We start from the raw sequence: 14,625 nt of genomic DNA, 5'->3' as shown, positions 1-14,625 counted from the left end.
TCTTGCCCAGCAACTTGGTGACGACTTCATCGCCGGTGGTGCCGGTCTGCACGCCGACCTTGAGCTTTTTCAGGTCGTCGAACTTGGCGACCTTGGAGTCGGCCTTGACGGCGATGAGCTGCTGCGCATCGAAGTAGGGCGCCGAGAAGTCCATCGTCTGCTTGCGCTCGTCGGTGATGGTGATGGACGAGATCAGCGCGTCGCGGTCGCCTTGCTGCAGGCTGTTGAAAATGCCTTCCCAGGGGGTGTTGACGAACTTGACCTGGATGCCCGCCTTGGCGGCGATGGCGTTCAGGATGTCCATTGACAGACCGACGATCTCGCCCTTCTCGTTCTGCGACTCGAAGGGGGCATAGGCGGCGTCGGTGCCGACGACGTAGACCTTGGCGGGCGGCGGAGCGGCCGCGGCCGAGGCTGCGGGCGCTGCCGGCGCGGCGGCTTCTTGCTTGCCGCAGGCGGCCAGCACGAGTCCGGCGATCAGCAGGCTGGAGGTTTTCAGGAAACGGCGGGTGGTCCAAGTGGTCGTCATGGGTGTCTGCACTGCGGTAAGGAGGAAGATAAAAAAACAGCCGATCAGTGTACGGCGGCGCAAACGTTACAGTCTGGCGGTCAACCCGACCCCCACCCCACCCTGTCGCCGAGGTGACGATGTTGCTCGATCCCCAAGCCCGTGCCCTGATGGACCTTGTCGCTGCCCGCGGCATTCCCCCCACGCACCTGATGACACCCGAGGACGCGCGCCGCTTCTACCGCGAGCGCCGCTTCTTCACCCAGCCCGATCCGCCCGCGGTGTCGCTGGTGCAGGAACTGGTGGCGAGCGGGCCGCATGGCGACATTCCTCTGCGGCTGGTCCGCCCGGCGGGTGTGGCGTTGGAGACGGTGCTGCCGGTGCTGGTGTACTACCACGGTGGTGGCTGGACCATCGGAGACCGTGACACGCACGACACGCTGTGCCGGCAACTGGCCAATGGCGCGGGCTGCGCGGTGGTGTCGGTGGATTACCGCATGGGGCCGGAGCACCGCTTCCCCGCCGCGGTGGACGACACGCTGGCCGCCACGCGCTGGATCCGCGACCACGCTACCGAACTCGCGCTCGATCCGGCGCGGCTGGCCATCGGTGGCGACAGCGCGGGTGGCAATCTGGCGGCGGTGGTGGCGATCGCCGCGCGCGATGCGGGGGATCTGCCGATCTGCTTTCAACTGCTGGTCTACCCGGCTACCGACATGCGCGCTGTCGCCCCGTCGCACACGGCGTGCGGCCAAGGCTACATGCTCACCGCCGATTCGATCACCTACTACCGCGGCCACTACATCCCGGACGCGGGGCAGTGGAGCGACTGGCGCGCCTCGCCGCTGCTGCGCGAGGACTTGCAGGACTTGCCGGCGGCGCTGGTGCTCACCGCCGGCTTCGACCCGCTGCGCGACGAGGGCCGCCAGTACGCCGACCGCCTGAGCGCAGCGGGCAATGCGGCGCAGTACGTCTGTTTCGAGCGCCAGATCCACGGCTTCCTCACCATGGGCCGGGTGCTCGATGAGGCGAACACGGCGGTGGACCTCTGCGCGGCCGCCCTGCGCCGTGCCTTGCAGGGCTGAGCCGCGCGGGTGACGCCGGACAGCGTGGCCTTACTTGGTCAGCTTGCCGGCGATCTGCTCCGACGCCCAGCCGAACAGCGCGCCCAGCACGATCGACAGGATGGTCGGCACGATGGCGTCGGTGGCGGACATGCCTTTCAGCAGGATCAGCCCGGCGACCGACGCGAAGCCATACACGCTCGCCGGGATCGCCGACAGCAGCGGCAGGTGCGCCGCCAGCACGATCACCGCTGCGCCGATGCCCACGGCCACCGGAGCCGCCAGTGCGCCCAGTCCGCCCAACTGCCCGATCAGCAGCACCGAGGCCATGCCCACCACGGCGCCGAAGGACATGCAGATGGTGGTGGTTTTCAGCCCCGCCGACTTGCCGCCGTTGTTGAAGAAGCAGGCCCAGGCGATGAACGCCTGCCAGATCTGCAGGTTCATGGCGGCCAGCGGCCCCAGGAACAGCCAGGTGGCGACAACGGCCAGCAGGCCGATCGAAAGGGTCAGCGCGATCAACAGGGTCATGGCAGATCTCCTCAGTCTCGTTGGGGTGGGAACACCCCGAGACTTTCGCAAGCCCTGTGCCTGTACCGGGATGCCGCAGCCGGTTTGGTACGGTGTTGCGGCGGTGGGGACCAGCGGGCATGGCGCTGGAAAACGGGTACCAGCCCCGTGCATCGCGTCAGTTATTCGTCAGGGAAAGCCCCTTGCCGGAAGGTGCGCATGAGGGATTGGTTGTCATCGCAAACCCGCATGTGTGGGCACAAGCTGTCCGGTCCCGGCGTAGCCAAGGGCTTAGTTCGTGACATGAGTCACGAATTGATCAAGCAGGTGACGGCTCACTGCACCGTAGGGCTGCCAGGGACGTGGACCGCGGCCGACAGGAACAGCTCCGCCGCATCGACCGGGTCAAAGTGCTGGCGCTGGCCGCAGAACTCGCACGTCACCTCCACCCGACCCTGCTCGGCCAGCACGCTCTCCACCTCGTCCCGGCCCAGGCTGACCAGCATCCGCCCGACCCGCTCGCGGGAGCACGAACAGCCGAAGCGCGGCATCTGCGGCTCGAACAGGCGCAGCTCTTCTTCCCAGAACAGGCGGTGCAGGATGCTGTGGGTGTCCAGCGTCAGCAGCTCTTCCTGGGTCAGCGTGGCGGCGAAGTGGGCGATGCGGTTGAAGGACTCGTTCAGGCCGATCTCGTCCTCGTTGCTGCGCCCGCCCAGGTTGCCCTCGCCCTCGATGGGCAGGCGCTGGATCAGCAGGCCCGCGGCCACCTGGTCGTTGGCCGCCAGCACCAGCCGGGTGTCGAGCTGCTCGGACTGCAGCATGTAGTGCTCCAGCACCTCGGACAGCAGTTGCAGCGGCTCGCCATGGTCGCCGTGCAGTGGCACCACGCCTTGGTACGGCTGCTGGCCGGGCTGGCGGTCCTTGGGATCGAGCGTGATGGCACAGCGGCCGCGGCCGTGGACATTCAGCAGGGCTTCGAGGCGGGCGTTCTCCGGGATGTCGCCCGTGATCTGGGCGGTGGCGCGCACGGTGAGGTCTGGCTGCGCTTCGGCCACGGCCAGCGCCACGGGGCCGTCGCCCTGCATCTGCAGGATCAGCGCGCCGTTGAACTTGATGCCCGACTGCATCAGCGCGGCGGCGGCCGTCATCTCGCCCAGCAACTGCCGCACCGGCGCCGGATACCCGCCCGACTCGGCCCGCCGTGCCAGGATGTCGGTCCACGCGCCCGTCAGCCGCACCAGTGCGCCGCGCACCGGCAGACCTTCGAAAATGAACTTGTGGAGTTCGCCGCCTTGCAAGGTGCCTTGGCTCATCGTGCAATCTCCTTGAGTTCACGCTGGTAGCGGTGGGCGTTGTCCACGTAATGCGTGGCGCCGTAGGCGATGCGTTCGGCCTGCTCGGGCGTGAGCGTCTTGACCACCTTGGCGGGGCTGCCCAGGATCATCGCGTAGTCCGGGAATTCCTTGCCTTCGGTGACGAGCGAACCCGCGCCGACGATGCTGTGGCGGCCGATCTTCGCGCCGTTGAGCACGATGGCGCCGATGCCGATCAGCGAGTGGTCGCCGATGGTGCAGCCGTGGAGCATGCACTGGTGGCCGATGGTGACGTGTTCGCCGATGACCAGCGGGATGCCTTCGTCGGTGTGCAGCACGGTGTTGTCCTGCACGTTGCTGCCGCGGCCGATGCGGATGTCGTCGGTGTCGCCGCGCACGACGACGCCGAACCAGACGCTGCTGTCCTCGGCCATGTGGACGCGGCCGATGACCTGCGCGTTGTCGGCGATGTACGCCGTGGGGTGGAGTTGCGGCGCGTGTTCGCCGAGCTGATAGATGGCCATGGCCACTCCTTGCTGAAACCTGGGGCTTGGTCCCTGAAACCGGGGAAAATTCCGGGGATGGACTTACGACAACTGGCTCTTGAAGCCCTGTGCATCGCCGATCCGGTGCGCAAAGCATACGCGGTGCAGGCGCTGTGGGCGCGGACCCAGGCACAGACCGGCGCGCAGACCGTGCCGCTCGACCCCGACGCCGTGCTGGCCGAGCCGCCCGGTGTGCCGGGGCGGCCCGAGCGGCCGGTGCTGGTGCGGGCGGACGCGGTACCGCCCCGCTCGCCGTTCACGCTGGTGGGCCGCGCCGCATTGCTGCACGCGATCGCGCACATCGAGAAGAACGCGATCGACCTGGCCCTCGACGCCGTCTGGCGCTTCTCCGGGCTGCCGACGGCGTACTACCTCGACTGGCTGCGCGTGGCCGCCGAAGAGGCCACCCACCACCTGCTCGTCGCCGAACACCTCGCCACCCTCGGCTACACCTACGGCGACTTCGAGGCCCACGATGGGCTGTGGACGATGACGTGGAAGACCCGCGGCGACTTCGTGGCACGCATGGCCCTGGTGCCGCGCACCCTGGAAGCCCGCGGACTCGACGCCACGCCGCTCATCCAGACCAAGCTGCGCAAGGCGGGTGATCTGCGGGCGGTGGAGATCCTCGATGTCATCCTGCGCGACGAGGTCGGGCATGTGGCGATCGGCAACCACTGGTACCGCTGGGCCTGCGCACGCGAGGGCATCGACCCGGTGGCGCACTACCGCGTGCTGGTGGCGCAGTACGAGGCGCCACGGCTGCGGCCCCCCTTCAACCGTGCGGCGCGGCTGGCGGCGGGCTTCAGCGACGAGGAGCTGGCTTTCCTCGAAGCGCCTCTCGCAACCCCGCCTTCGGGGTCTTGAAGTTGCGGCGCTGGGCGGCCGTGACCGTGCCGCGGATGGCGTGGCGGGTCGGTTTGCCGGGCGTGCCGGACGCGGTGAAACTGGACGGCAGCCGCTCCTTCAGCGCCATGAAATGCCGCTCGAACCCCTGCCACGACAGCCACGCCAGCGCGAAGGTGACGGCGGTGGCCGCTGCGAAGTAGAGCAGCGCGGTACCGGCCTCGGCGGTGTGGGCGTGGCCGGTCCAGCGCGCCAGCAGCGGCTCGCCCACGAGGTCGTGCAGCGGCTTGTGGAAGACGTAGATCGCGTAGCTGTACTGCCCGAACTTGCGCAGCACCGACCAGCGCAGCACCGCGCTCCAGCGGCTGACGCTGGCACCCCGGCTGCGCGCCTGGTCGGTCAGCAGTGCCCAGCCGGTGAACGCCGCGAAGCCCAGCGCCAGCAGGCTGTAGCCGACCACCTGCGGCACCGCGCCGATGCGCCGGAAGCCGTGCGACGCCACCGCCGCCGCCATCAGCAGCAGCAGCCCGAGCAACTGCAGGTGCCAGGCCCGCCAGCGCGTGGCCCCGTGCAGCGCACGGCCCTGGTCCCACGCGGCCAGCGCGGCGCCGGCGGTCAGCGCGTCCATGCGGCTGAAGGTGAACTCGTAGAGTGCCTCGTCCGGAAGCCCCTGCTGCACCAGCCCCCACCGCAGCAGCGGCGCCAGCGCCGTCAGTCCCAGGCACAGCCGCCAGACCCAGCGCAGCCGCAGCTTCCACAGCAGCAGCGGCCAGACGAGGTAGAACTGCTCCTCCACGGCGAGCGACCAGAAGTGCGGCAGCGGGCCGCCGGTCGGCTCGAACGGCGTGGTCCAGTTGGAGAGGTAGGTCCACAGCCAGAGGCTGCTGTACTGCATGGACCGCTGCGCCACCCAGCCCGTGGCCGGCAGCAGCACCAGGAACACCAGCAGCGCGAGGTAGTACAGCGGGAAGATCCGCAGCACCCGCTTGAGGAAGAAGCGTTCGAAGTAGTCGGGCCGGGTTTGCGTGACCAGCAGGCCGCGCGTGATCAGGTAGCCGCTCAGCACGAAGAAGAGCTGCACCCCGATCCAGCCGATGTAGAGAAACTCCTTGACCAGCACCGGCCCCAGTGCGCGGGCGCCACCGAGGTCGAGCACGTCGAAGTTGTGCAGCAGCACCAGCAGGATGGCCACGCCGCGCAGGCCGTCGAGCGAGGGCAGGTGGGCCAGATGGCCGGGTGCCAGGGTGGGGGGTGGGGTGCGCGCAGTCACGGCGGCGATGCTGCCATGCGGGTTTGCGCGGTGTTTCAGGGGTCGGGGAACGCGCGCTGGTTCAGCGTGAAAAAAGATGCTGCTCGCAGAAGGGATCGCCGCAGCGCCCGCAGCGGTGGCGCCAGCCGCCGGGTTGCGGCGGGCGGGGCGTGGCGTGGCGCAGCGAGGCGGCCCAGGCGGCACGGGCGTTGGCCAGCCGCTGCGGACCCGTCCCGCCGATCACCGAGAAGCCGATGCCTGCACCCAGCAGTGCGCCACGCAGCAGCGCATCCACCGGCTGCTGCACCTGCGGCCCGTCGCGCTGCAAGCCGTCGGCGACCCAGGGCAGGTCCAGCGCCATCAGCAGCGTGAGGTCGGCCTGCCGGTGATCGGCCAGCGCCTGCGCGTACAGCGTGGTGTCGCCGAACACCAACTCGCTGTAGACCGCGGTCATCAGCGCCGTCGTGTCCGCGATCACCACGTCCACGGGCAGCAACCTAGCGTCGCGGGCGGCGGCGATGCGGCGGGTCTGCTCGGCGGCGATGGCGGATTGCTCGTCCTGCCGGGGCGTGCGGCCCTGCGCACCGCAGAAGGTGCGCAGGTACTCGTCGAGGTGGGTGACGACCAGCCCGTCCGCCTCCAGCGTGTCGGCCAGCGCGCGGGCCAGCGTGGACTTGCCCGTGCTTTCGGCGCCGACGAGGGCGATGACGCGGGCAGCCATCAGGCGTTCAGGCGTTCAAGTCTCACGGGTGGCTGACCTGCTGGCGCCACGCCTTCCAGCCCACCACCGACAGCACGATGAAGATGGCGTACAGCAGCACCGTCAGGTAGTAGCCCTTGTAGGCGAACAGCGCCACGCTGACGACGTTGACCACGATCCAGGTCGGCCAGTTCTCGACGTACTTGCGGCCCAGCAGCCACTGGCCGATCAGGCTGAACGCGGTCGGGAAAGCGTCCCAGTAGGGTACGTCGGTGTCGGTGTAGTGGTCCAGGAACCAGCCGATCGCCGGCCACAGCGCCAGTCCTGCGACCAGGATCGGCAGCCGCTGCGCCGAGGGCAGGTGGCGCACCACCAGCGGGCCGCCGTCGTCCTGTCCGCGCAGCCACTGCCACCAGCCCCAGGCGCCGACCACGGCGAAGAAGATCTGCAGCGAGGCATCGCCGTAGAGCTTGCCACTCCAGAACAGCCCGAAGTAGAGCACCGAGGCCACGATCGCCAGCGGCCACGCGACGGGCATCACGCGCATGTTGGCGAACACCATGGCGATCGACAGCACGAAGGCGATCAGCTCCAGCCAGGTGAAGGGAGCCTCCCAGAGGGTGAAGGCGGGGATGAGGATGGGCTGCAGGGCTGTGGTGATGGCGTCCATCGGGGCGTTCTTTCGTGCGTGAGGCGTGTGACAAACGCACGATCATGGCACGCGGCGCGGGTGGCGGCCATACGCCGAATCCCGCGCCCGTTCACGTCACCGGTGGATCAGTTCGTCCGCGGCGCCTGCGGGTACTGCACCAGGATCTCGTCGGGCTTGACCATGCCCAGCTCGTGGCGGGCGGTCTCCTCGATGATTTCCAGACCCTCTTTCAGGTCTTTCAGCTCGGCCTGCAACTGGTCGTTGCGCACGCGGGCCGCGGCGTTGCGGGCTTGCTGGTCGGCGACTTGCGCCGACAGCTCCCGCACGCGCGGCGTGCCGCTGCTGCCGAACCACAGGGCGGCATGCACCAGCCCGAGCAGGGCCAGCAGCAGCACGGTGATGACGCGCGAGGTCGTCATGCCCAGCCCTGTTCCAGGGTCAGCGCAGGTTGTAGAACGCGGCGCGGCCCGGGTAGACGGCGATCTCGCCCAGGTCCTCTTCGATGCGCAGGAGCTGGTTGTACTTGGCGATGCGGTCCGAGCGGCTCATCGAGCCGGTCTTGATCTGGCCGGCGTTCAGGCCGACGGCGATGTCCGCGATCGTCGAGTCTTCGGTTTCACCCGAGCGGTGCGAGATGACCGCCGTGTAGCCCGCGCGCTTGGCCATCTCGATGGCGGCGAAGGTTTCCGACAGCGTGCCGATCTGGTTGATCTTGATGAGGATCGAGTTGGCGATGCCCTTGTCGATGCCTTCCTTCAGGATCTTGGTGTTGGTGACGAACAGGTCGTCGCCGACGATCTGCACGTTCTTGCCGAGGCGGTCGGTCAGCACCTTCCAGCCGGCCCAGTCGTTTTCCGCCATGCCGTCCTCGATCGAGATGATCGGGTACTTGTCGCACCAGGTGGCCAGGATGTCGGTCCAGGCTTCGGCGGTCAGCACGAGACCTTCGCCGGCGAGGTGGTACTGGCCGTCCTTGTAGAACTCGCTGGCGGCGCAGTCCAGGCCGAGCGCGATCTGATCGCCCGCGCGGTAGCCGGCCTTCTCGATCGCGTCCAGGATCATCTGGATCGCGGCTTCGTGGTTCGGTACGCTCGGGGCGAAACCACCTTCGTCGCCCACGGCGGTGCTCATGCCCTTGTCGTGGAGGATCTTCTTCAGCGCGTGGAACACCTCGGCGCCCCAGCGGACGGCTTCGCGGAAGGTGGGGGCACCGACCGGGATGATCATCAGCTCTTGCAGGTCGAGGTTGTTGTTGGCGTGGGCGCCGCCGTTGATGACGTTCATCATCGGCACCGGCAGTTGCACGCCGCCCATGCCGCCGAAGTAGCGGTACAGCGGCAGGCCGGACTCTTCCGCGGCGGCGCGCGCCACGGCCATCGAGACGGCCAGCATCGCGTTCGCACCCAGGCGGCTCTTGTTGTCGGTGCCGTCGAGGTCGATCAGGGTCTTGTCGAGGAAGGCTTGTTCCGCGGCGTCCAGGCCCAGCACGGCTTCCGAGATCTCGGTGTTGATGTTCTGGACCGCGTTCAGCACGCCCTTGCCCAGGTAACGGCTCTTGTCGCCGTCGCGCAGCTCGATGGCTTCACGCGAGCCGGTGGACGCGCCGCTCGGCACGGCCGCACGGCCCATCACGCCGCTTTCCAGCAGCACGTCGCATTCGACGGTGGGGTTGCCGCGGCTGTCGAGGATCTCGCGGCCGACGATGTCTACGATGGCACTCATGGGTGTTCTCCTGTTTCAACTATCGAATTCTGGGATTCTGAAATTCTGGGGCGGGGCGCAACGGCGTGCATGGTGCCTGCCGACCGTTACCCGCGCTGAACAATCCGGCCGAGGCTCAGCAGGAAAAATCGTTTTCGAGCAAAGGTTGCGCCTTGACCACGCGGTCGAGCGCCACCAGTTGCGCCAGCAAGGCGCGCATGTGCTTCAGCGGCACGGCGTTCGGGCCGTCGCTCCACGCCTTGGCCGGGTCCGGGTGCGTTTCCATGAACAGACCCGCCACACCGACGCCGACGCCGGCCCGCGCCAGCACCGGTACCATCTCGCGGGCACCGCCACTGACGCTGCCCAGCCCGCCCGGCTTCTGCACCGAGTGGGTCACGTCGAACACCACCGGCGCGCCCGTGTTGCGCATCTCGGCGAGGCTGGTCATGTCGGCCACGAGGTTGTTGTAGCCGAAGCTCACGCCGCGCTCGCAGGCCATGAAGCTGTCTTCCGACAAGCCGGCTTCCTTCGCGGCAGCGCGGGCCTTGTCGATGACGTTCTTCATGTCCCAGGGCGCGAGGAACTGGCCCTTCTTGATGTTCACCGGTTTGCCCGATTGGGCAACAGCGCGGATGAAATCGGTCTGGCGGCACAGGAACGCGGGCGTCTGCAACACGTCCACCACGCTGGCAACTTCGGCGATCTGCGCCGCGTCATGCACGTCGGTGAGCACCGGAAGGCCCGTCTGCCGGCGCACCTCGTCGAGGATCTTCAGGCCCGCGTCCATCCCCACGCCACGCTGGCTGGTGCCGGACGAGCGGTTGGCCTTGTCGAACGAGCCTTTGTAGATCAGCGGGATGCCCAGCGCGGTGCAGGCTTCCTGGAGCCGGCCGGCCACGTCGATGGACATCTCCAGCCCCTCGATCGAGCAGGTGCCGGCGATCAGGAAAAACGGTCGGTCCAGGCCAACCTCGAAGCCGCAGAGCTGCATTTACTGACCTGCCTTTGCCGTGTCGGCCGCCGCCTTGTGCTGGAGGGCCGCGTCGATGTAGCCGATGAACAGCGGGTGGCCGTCCCACGGGGTGGACTTGAACTCGGGGTGGAACTGTACGCCAACGTACCACGGGTGGACGGCCTTGGGCAGCTCGACCATTTCGGTGAGTTTCTCGCGCTGGGTGATGGCGGAGATGACGAGTCCTGCGTCCTGCAGCGTGCCGAGGTACTTCTCGTTGGCCTCGTAGCGGTGGCGGTGGCGCTCGGTGACGACATCGCCGTAGATGCCGTGCGCGATCGTGCCGGCCTTGACATCGGAACTCTGCGCACCCAGGCGCATCGTGCCGCCCATGTCGGAGTGGATGTCGCGCTTCTGGATCGAGCCGTCGGCGTCCTGCCACTCGTCGATCAGTGCAATGACCGGGTGCCGGGTGTCCGCGTCGAATTCGGTCGAGTTGGCGCCGGTCAGGCCGGCCATGTGGCGGGCGTACTCGATGGTGGCGACCTGCATCCCCAGGCAGATGCCCAGATACGGGATGCCGTGTTCGCGGGCGTAGCGGGCGGCGACGATCTTGCCCTCGATGCCACGCTTGCCGAAGCCACCGGGCACGAGGATCGCGTCGTACTTCGAGAGCTGTGCCGAGGACTCGGGCGTCAGCGTCTCGGAGTCCACGTACTCGATGTTGACCTTGACGTGGTGGTGGATGCCGGCGTGGCGCAGCGCCTCGTTGAGCGACTTGTACGAGTCCGAGAGTTCGGTGTACTTGCCGGCCATCGCGATCGTGACCTCGCCCTTGGGGTTGGCGACTTCCTTGACCAGCCGGTCCCAGCGGTCGAGGTTGGCCGGCCGGGTCAGGAGCTGGAACTTCATGCAGATCATCTCGTCCAGGCCCTGCTCGTGGAGCATGCGTGGCACCTTGTAGATGGTGTCCGCGTCCCAGACCGAGATCACGCCGTGCAGCGCGACATTGGTGAAGAGCGAAATCTTCTCGCGCTCTTCATCGGGAATCGGGCGGTCGGCGCGGCAGAGCAGGGCGTCGGGCTGGATGCCGATCTCGCGCATCTTCTGCACCGTATGCTGCGTCGGCTTGGTCTTCAGCTCGCCGGCGGCGGCGATCCACGGCACGTAGGTCAGGTGGACAAACGCCGAATTCGTCGGGCCGAGCTTCAGGGCCATCTGGCGGACGGCTTCGAGGAAGGGCAGCGATTCGATGTCGCCGACCGTGCCGCCGATCTCGACGATGGCCACGTCCACGGCCTCGGGCGTGCCGACCCCGGCGCCACGGCGCACGTAGTCCTGGATCTCGTTGGTGACGTGCGGGATGACCTGCACGGTCTTGCCGAGGTAGTCGCCGCGGCGTTCCTTCTCCAGCACCGAGGTGTAGATCTGACCGCTGGTGAAGTTGTTGGACTTCCGCATGCGCGTCGTGATGAACCGCTCGTAGTGGCCGAGGTCGAGGTCGGTTTCGGCGCCGTCGTCGGTGACGAAGACCTCGCCGTGCTGGAACGGTGACATCGTGCCCGGATCGACGTTGAGGTACGGATCCAGCTTGATGAGGGTGACTTTCAGACCGCGCGATTCGAGGATGGCGGCCAGAGAAGCGGCGGCGATGCCTTTGCCCAGAGAGGACACGACACCGCCGGTGACGAAGACGAACTTGGTCATGTGGAGCGGCCCTCCCTTGGAGGTGTCGCGGGCCGGTCGGCCGGGCGCACTTTTCAGGAGGGCCGTGGTGGTAAAACGAGATTATAGGGCGGCCAGGAGGCGGGGACCGAGGGGGTGGCCGGTCGCCACAATCGGACCGCCTTCACAGATCCGCTCCCCACTGCGCCTCCTTGCGCCAAATTTTTTTCACCAAGGCTGTAACGATTCCAGCGGTCCGTGCGAAGTGCTCGTGACGCGAGGGTGTCCCTCGCAACACTGGAAACTCCCCATGAAGCACCCCATGCACCGCAACAAGCTCTGGAGAATCGCGATCATGTCTGCCCCGTTCCTCACCGCTGCAGCCGCCCTTGCCACCAACGCCTCGGCTGCACCACCCAACCCCGTCGAGATGGTGGACGCACTGAACGGTACGTTCGGCCGACACGCTGGCGCACGCGCCTCGCATGCCAAGGGCCAGTGCGTGGTGGGGCAATTCGAACCCAGCGCCGAGTTGCGGCGCCTCAGCCGTTCGCCGCTGTTCGACCACCCGGTGCTGGAGGCTGTCGGGCGGTTGTCGGTCGGTGGCGGCAACCCAGGCGTGTCCGACAAGAGCCGCACCGTGCGTGGCCTGGCCCTGCGCATCGGCGACGGCACGCGCACCTACGATCTGGTGATGGTGTCGGAACCCGTGTTCTTCGCCGCCACACCGGAGTCCTTCGTCAGCTTCCTTCAAGCCCGTGTGCCGGACCCTGCCACCAGGAAGCCCGACCCAGAGAAGATCGCGGCACATAACGCGCGCTACCCGGAAGGCAAGAACCAGCCGGCCTTGCTGGCTGCGCATGCGGCGCCCGCCTCCTACGCCAGCACGCCCTACTTCTCGAACAACGCCTTCAAGTTCGTCGATCGCGCAGGCCGGGGCACCTGGGCCCGCCTGGTGATGGAACCCGCAGCCGGTACCCAGTACCTCGATGCCGCCGCCGAGGCCAGCTTGCCGGACAACTTCCTGATCCCGGAACTCACCCAGCGCCTGGCCTCGGCTGCGGTCGAGTTCACGCTCGTGGCGCAGCAGCCCGGCCCTCAGGACAGCCTGGTGGATTCCTCCCGGCAATGGTCCGGCGATGGCCAGGCTCCTCTCCCGCTGGGCCGCCTGCGCATCACCGGGCTGGGTGATGCCGCACGCTGCGACGGCGTGACCTTCGTGCCCACCCTGCTGCCGGAAGGTATCGAGCCGTCCGACGATCCGATCCTGAAAGCACGCGCTGCCGCCTACGCCGTGTCCTTCGCCCGCCGCCAGGCGAAATGACCCGTCAGACGCCGCACTGGCCCGCCGAAATGGCGGAGCACCGCCGTTTTCTGTGGAGCCTTGCGCGTCTGCAGCTTCGCAACGACGGCGACGCTGAGGACGTGGTCCAAGACACCTTGGTCGCCGCAGCGCAGGGGTGGGACCGCTACACGCCGGCCACGCCCCTGCGTGCCTGGCTCACTGGCATCCTGAAGCACAAGATCATTGATGCCCTGCGGCGCCGGCAACGCCAGTCCCCGCGGGCGCAGATCTGGGCCGAAGACAGCGACACCTGGCCACCCGTCAACGACTTCGACGCAGACGGCCGCTGGGATCCCGCCACGTTCGTGGACCACCAATGCCCTCAGACCCTGGTTTCCAGGAAGCAACTGCTGGGGCTGCTTGAACTCTGCATCGCCTGCCTGCCGCCGCGCAGCGCCCAGTTGCTCCTGATGCGCGAATACCTCGGTTTCGACGCGGACGAGATCACCGCCCAGGCGGGCATTTCCGCCGGCAATCTGCGTGTCGTGCTCCACCGCGCACGCCTGCAACTGCGGCGATGCGTCGTGAACGGCTGGGGAGAACATCGATGACCACCACACCCACCACGCACCAGGCGCACCAAGACATCACCTGCGAGCAGGCCGCCACGCTGTACTGCGAGAGCCGCGACCGACCGCTCACTGGCACAGAGCAGGCCGAACTTCATGCCCACATCGAGGCATGCAAGCCTTGCGTCATCGCCTCGGGGCAGCTCAAGGCACTGTTCGGTCAACTCGACAGCCTGCTGGCCGGCGACGAATAGCCGCGGCCGTGAGCCACTCGGTTTCGTTCCGGTGGTGCCGCCCAATCCGCAGCGCAAGCCGCCGTGGGCGCTGGACAAGCAGCGTTGTCGGCGTCGTAACGACGTTGAGCGGCTGTTTCGCCGACGCAAGGCTCGGCTGCGTTGACAGGCATGAGGCGGGTCATGTCCGGGCCACGGCCAGTGCGTTCAGTGGTGCGCGGGCGCTGGGCCTCCATGGCCTGTCCGGGACGCGCAGGGTCTTGGTCACACGGGCACCGCCTCCGCCAGCACCACGCTGCGGAAGTGGTCGGGCAATGCCCTGGGGGTCAGCACATCGACCGGCACGCCCAACAGGCGTCGCAAGGCCACCTGGATGGCCGCCACATCCATCAAGGTCGTTTCCGGCGTCGGATCGACGAGGATGTCCAGGTCGCTGCCGTCCGTGTCCTGGCCCCGCAGCACGGAGCCGAACACCCGAGCGTTGCAGGCGCGGTGAGACTCGACCACTTGCCGGATGGCGGCGCGGTTCGAGGCCAAGGCTTCGGAGGGTTTCATGCGGCGTAGGCGAGAGCCTGGAAGATGTCTTCGTGTTCGAGGTAGGGGTAATCGGCGAGCAGGTCGGCGACGCTGCGCCCGGTCGCGATCTGGCCGACGACCATGCCGACCGTGACACGCAGGCCGCGGATGCACGCCTTGCCGCCCATCACGTCGGCGCGTTGGGTGATGCGATCGAGGGTGGGCATGGGAGGACTCGTGATGGTGCGGCGGTGGTGGGGGGAGTGTGCCGCTGAAGGTGGTGATCCGCGCCTGCTTGTAACCTACTTGATTGA

At 67.7% G+C, this 14,625-nt stretch carries 18 protein-coding genes; 5 read left to right on the top strand and 13 right to left on the bottom strand.

Translation table 11 applies throughout. The features are described 5' to 3' along the window. The coding region (locus QZW52_RS14960; RefSeq protein ID WP_294000274.1) for a transporter substrate-binding domain-containing protein at nt 1–529 on the bottom strand (529 nt) is incomplete at its 3' end. A 122-nt stretch (nt 530–651) separates the two neighbouring features. On the opposite strand from QZW52_RS14960, the gene QZW52_RS14955 reads away from it, so the two are divergent. Further along, a complete protein-coding gene (locus QZW52_RS14955; RefSeq protein WP_294000272.1) occupies nt 652–1,593 on the top strand; it encodes an alpha/beta hydrolase in 942 nt (313 codons plus the stop codon). 30 nt (nt 1,594–1,623) lie between these two features. On the opposite strand, the gene QZW52_RS14950 is transcribed toward QZW52_RS14955, so the two are convergent. The 3 genes from QZW52_RS14950 to QZW52_RS14940 form a co-directional block, all read right to left on the bottom strand. Beyond that, the gene (locus QZW52_RS14950; protein WP_294000270.1) at nt 1,624–2,103 is read right to left on the bottom strand and encodes a DUF1097 domain-containing protein; all 480 of its coding nucleotides are present in this window, start codon (nt 2,101–2,103) and stop codon (nt 1,624–1,626) included. Nucleotides 2,104–2,417: 314 nt separating this feature from the next. Beyond that, the gene (gene hslO / locus QZW52_RS14945; protein WP_294000268.1) at nt 2,418–3,395 is read right to left on the bottom strand and encodes an Hsp33 family molecular chaperone HslO; all 978 of its coding nucleotides are present in this window, start codon (nt 3,393–3,395) and stop codon (nt 2,418–2,420) included. Further along, complete coding sequence (locus QZW52_RS14940) at nt 3,392–3,919, bottom strand: gamma carbonic anhydrase family protein (protein WP_294000266.1); 528 nt, start codon at nt 3,917–3,919, stop codon at nt 3,392–3,394. Before QZW52_RS14940 ends, hslO begins: the two co-directional genes overlap by 4 nt. Nucleotides 3,920–3,976: 57 nt before the next feature. On the opposite strand from QZW52_RS14940, the gene QZW52_RS14935 reads away from it, so the two are divergent. Then, a complete protein-coding gene (locus QZW52_RS14935; RefSeq protein ID WP_294000264.1) occupies nt 3,977–4,807 on the top strand; it encodes a ferritin-like domain-containing protein in 831 nt (276 codons plus the stop codon). On the opposite strand, the gene QZW52_RS14930 is transcribed toward QZW52_RS14935, so the two are convergent. From QZW52_RS14930 to QZW52_RS14900, 7 genes are all read right to left on the bottom strand, one after another. Then, nucleotides 4,746–6,056, bottom strand: coding sequence for an acyltransferase family protein (locus QZW52_RS14930; protein WP_294000262.1), 1,311 nt, complete (start codon nt 6,054–6,056; stop codon nt 4,746–4,748). The genes QZW52_RS14935 and QZW52_RS14930 overlap by 62 nt on opposite strands. Nucleotides 6,057–6,117: 61 nt before the next feature. After that, nucleotides 6,118–6,756: an AAA family ATPase gene (locus tag QZW52_RS14925; protein WP_294000260.1), complete on the bottom strand. Its 639-nt coding sequence runs from the start codon at nt 6,754–6,756 to the stop codon at nt 6,118–6,120. A 22-nt stretch (nt 6,757–6,778) separates the two neighbouring features. Further along, nucleotides 6,779–7,405, bottom strand: a complete 627-nt coding sequence (gene pnuC, locus QZW52_RS14920) for a nicotinamide riboside transporter PnuC (protein ID WP_294000258.1) — start codon at nt 7,403–7,405, stop codon at nt 6,779–6,781. Between the two features lie 107 nt (nt 7,406–7,512). Then, nucleotides 7,513–7,806: a cell division protein FtsB gene (gene ftsB / locus QZW52_RS14915; protein WP_294000256.1), complete on the bottom strand. Its 294-nt coding sequence runs from the start codon at nt 7,804–7,806 to the stop codon at nt 7,513–7,515. A gap of 19 nt (nt 7,807–7,825) precedes the next feature. Continuing rightward, nucleotides 7,826–9,109 (bottom strand): phosphopyruvate hydratase, encoded by a 1,284-nt coding sequence (eno, locus tag QZW52_RS14910; protein WP_294000254.1) that lies wholly within the window; start codon nt 9,107–9,109, stop codon nt 7,826–7,828. A gap of 115 nt (nt 9,110–9,224) precedes the next feature. Continuing rightward, on the bottom strand, nt 9,225–10,082 hold the full coding sequence (kdsA, locus tag QZW52_RS14905) for a 3-deoxy-8-phosphooctulonate synthase (protein ID WP_294000252.1): 858 nt from the start codon (nt 10,080–10,082) through the stop codon (nt 9,225–9,227). Then, entirely contained in the window at nt 10,083–11,750 is a 1,668-nt protein-coding gene (locus QZW52_RS14900; RefSeq protein WP_294000251.1) for a CTP synthase, read from the bottom strand. It abuts the gene before it with no gap. Between the two features lie 313 nt (nt 11,751–12,063). Between QZW52_RS14900 and QZW52_RS14895 the strand changes: the two genes are divergently transcribed. Genes QZW52_RS14895 through QZW52_RS14885 form a run of 3 tightly spaced genes read left to right on the top strand, consistent with a single transcriptional unit; the run spans nt 12,064 to nt 13,816 of the window. Beyond that, on the top strand, nt 12,064–13,032 hold the full coding sequence (locus QZW52_RS14895) for a catalase family peroxidase (protein ID WP_294000250.1): 969 nt from the start codon (nt 12,064–12,066) through the stop codon (nt 13,030–13,032). Beyond that, nucleotides 13,029–13,604, top strand: coding sequence for a sigma-70 family RNA polymerase sigma factor (locus tag QZW52_RS14890; RefSeq protein WP_294000248.1), 576 nt, complete (start codon nt 13,029–13,031; stop codon nt 13,602–13,604). Before QZW52_RS14895 ends, QZW52_RS14890 begins: the two co-directional genes overlap by 4 nt. Then, nucleotides 13,601–13,816: a hypothetical protein gene (locus QZW52_RS14885; protein WP_294000247.1), complete on the top strand. Its 216-nt coding sequence runs from the start codon at nt 13,601–13,603 to the stop codon at nt 13,814–13,816. The genes QZW52_RS14890 and QZW52_RS14885 overlap by 4 nt, the downstream gene beginning before the upstream one ends. A gap of 243 nt (nt 13,817–14,059) precedes the next feature. Here the strand turns inward: QZW52_RS14885 and QZW52_RS14880 are convergent, their stop codons facing one another. Then, nucleotides 14,060–14,350 carry a nucleotidyltransferase family protein gene (locus QZW52_RS14880; protein WP_294000245.1) on the bottom strand — a complete coding sequence of 97 codons (291 nt, stop codon included), beginning with the start codon at nt 14,348–14,350 and terminating at the stop codon, nt 14,060–14,062. Then, nucleotides 14,347–14,538 (bottom strand): DUF433 domain-containing protein, encoded by a 192-nt coding sequence (locus QZW52_RS14875; protein WP_294000243.1) that lies wholly within the window; start codon nt 14,536–14,538, stop codon nt 14,347–14,349. Before QZW52_RS14875 ends, QZW52_RS14880 begins: the two co-directional genes overlap by 4 nt. Between the last annotated feature and the right edge of the window lie 87 nt (nt 14,539–14,625).

The organism is Sphaerotilus sp., from assembly GCF_013299175.1.
Classification (GTDB): Bacteria; Pseudomonadota; Gammaproteobacteria; order Burkholderiales; family Burkholderiaceae_C; genus Sphaerotilus.
Note: the sequence above shows the minus strand (reverse complement) of the source record. Positions and strands in the feature narration are given on the sequence as shown.

Bases quoted from the DNA above. Each gene is read 5' to 3' on its own strand.
- ftsB (WP_294000256.1), bottom strand. From the start codon at position 7,806: ATGACGACCTCGCGCGTCATCACCGTGCTGCTGCTGGCCCTGCTCGGG.
- QZW52_RS14890 (WP_294000248.1), top strand. From the start codon at position 13,029: ATGACCCGTCAGACGCCGCACTGGCCCGCCGAAATGGCGGAGCACCGC.
- QZW52_RS14885 (WP_294000247.1), top strand. From the start codon at position 13,601: ATGACCACCACACCCACCACGCACCAGGCGCACCAAGACATCACCTGC.
- hslO (WP_294000268.1), bottom strand. From the start codon at position 3,395: ATGAGCCAAGGCACCTTGCAAGGCGGCGAACTCCACAAGTTCATTTTC.
- QZW52_RS14895 (WP_294000250.1), top strand. From the start codon at position 12,064: ATGTCTGCCCCGTTCCTCACCGCTGCAGCCGCCCTTGCCACCAACGCC.
- QZW52_RS14900 (WP_294000251.1), bottom strand. From the start codon at position 11,750: ATGACCAAGTTCGTCTTCGTCACCGGCGGTGTCGTGTCCTCTCTGGGC.
- QZW52_RS14950 (WP_294000270.1), bottom strand. From the start codon at position 2,103: ATGACCCTGTTGATCGCGCTGACCCTTTCGATCGGCCTGCTGGCCGTT.
- kdsA (WP_294000252.1), bottom strand. From the start codon at position 10,082: ATGCAGCTCTGCGGCTTCGAGGTTGGCCTGGACCGACCGTTTTTCCTG.
- QZW52_RS14875 (WP_294000243.1), bottom strand. From the start codon at position 14,538: ATGCCCACCCTCGATCGCATCACCCAACGCGCCGACGTGATGGGCGGC.
- QZW52_RS14925 (WP_294000260.1), bottom strand. From the start codon at position 6,756: ATGGCTGCCCGCGTCATCGCCCTCGTCGGCGCCGAAAGCACGGGCAAG.
- QZW52_RS14935 (WP_294000264.1), top strand. From the start codon at position 3,977: ATGGACTTACGACAACTGGCTCTTGAAGCCCTGTGCATCGCCGATCCG.
- QZW52_RS14940 (WP_294000266.1), bottom strand. From the start codon at position 3,919: ATGGCCATCTATCAGCTCGGCGAACACGCGCCGCAACTCCACCCCACG.
- eno (WP_294000254.1), bottom strand. From the start codon at position 9,109: ATGAGTGCCATCGTAGACATCGTCGGCCGCGAGATCCTCGACAGCCGC.
- pnuC (WP_294000258.1), bottom strand. From the start codon at position 7,405: ATGGACGCCATCACCACAGCCCTGCAGCCCATCCTCATCCCCGCCTTC.
- QZW52_RS14880 (WP_294000245.1), bottom strand. From the start codon at position 14,350: ATGAAACCCTCCGAAGCCTTGGCCTCGAACCGCGCCGCCATCCGGCAA.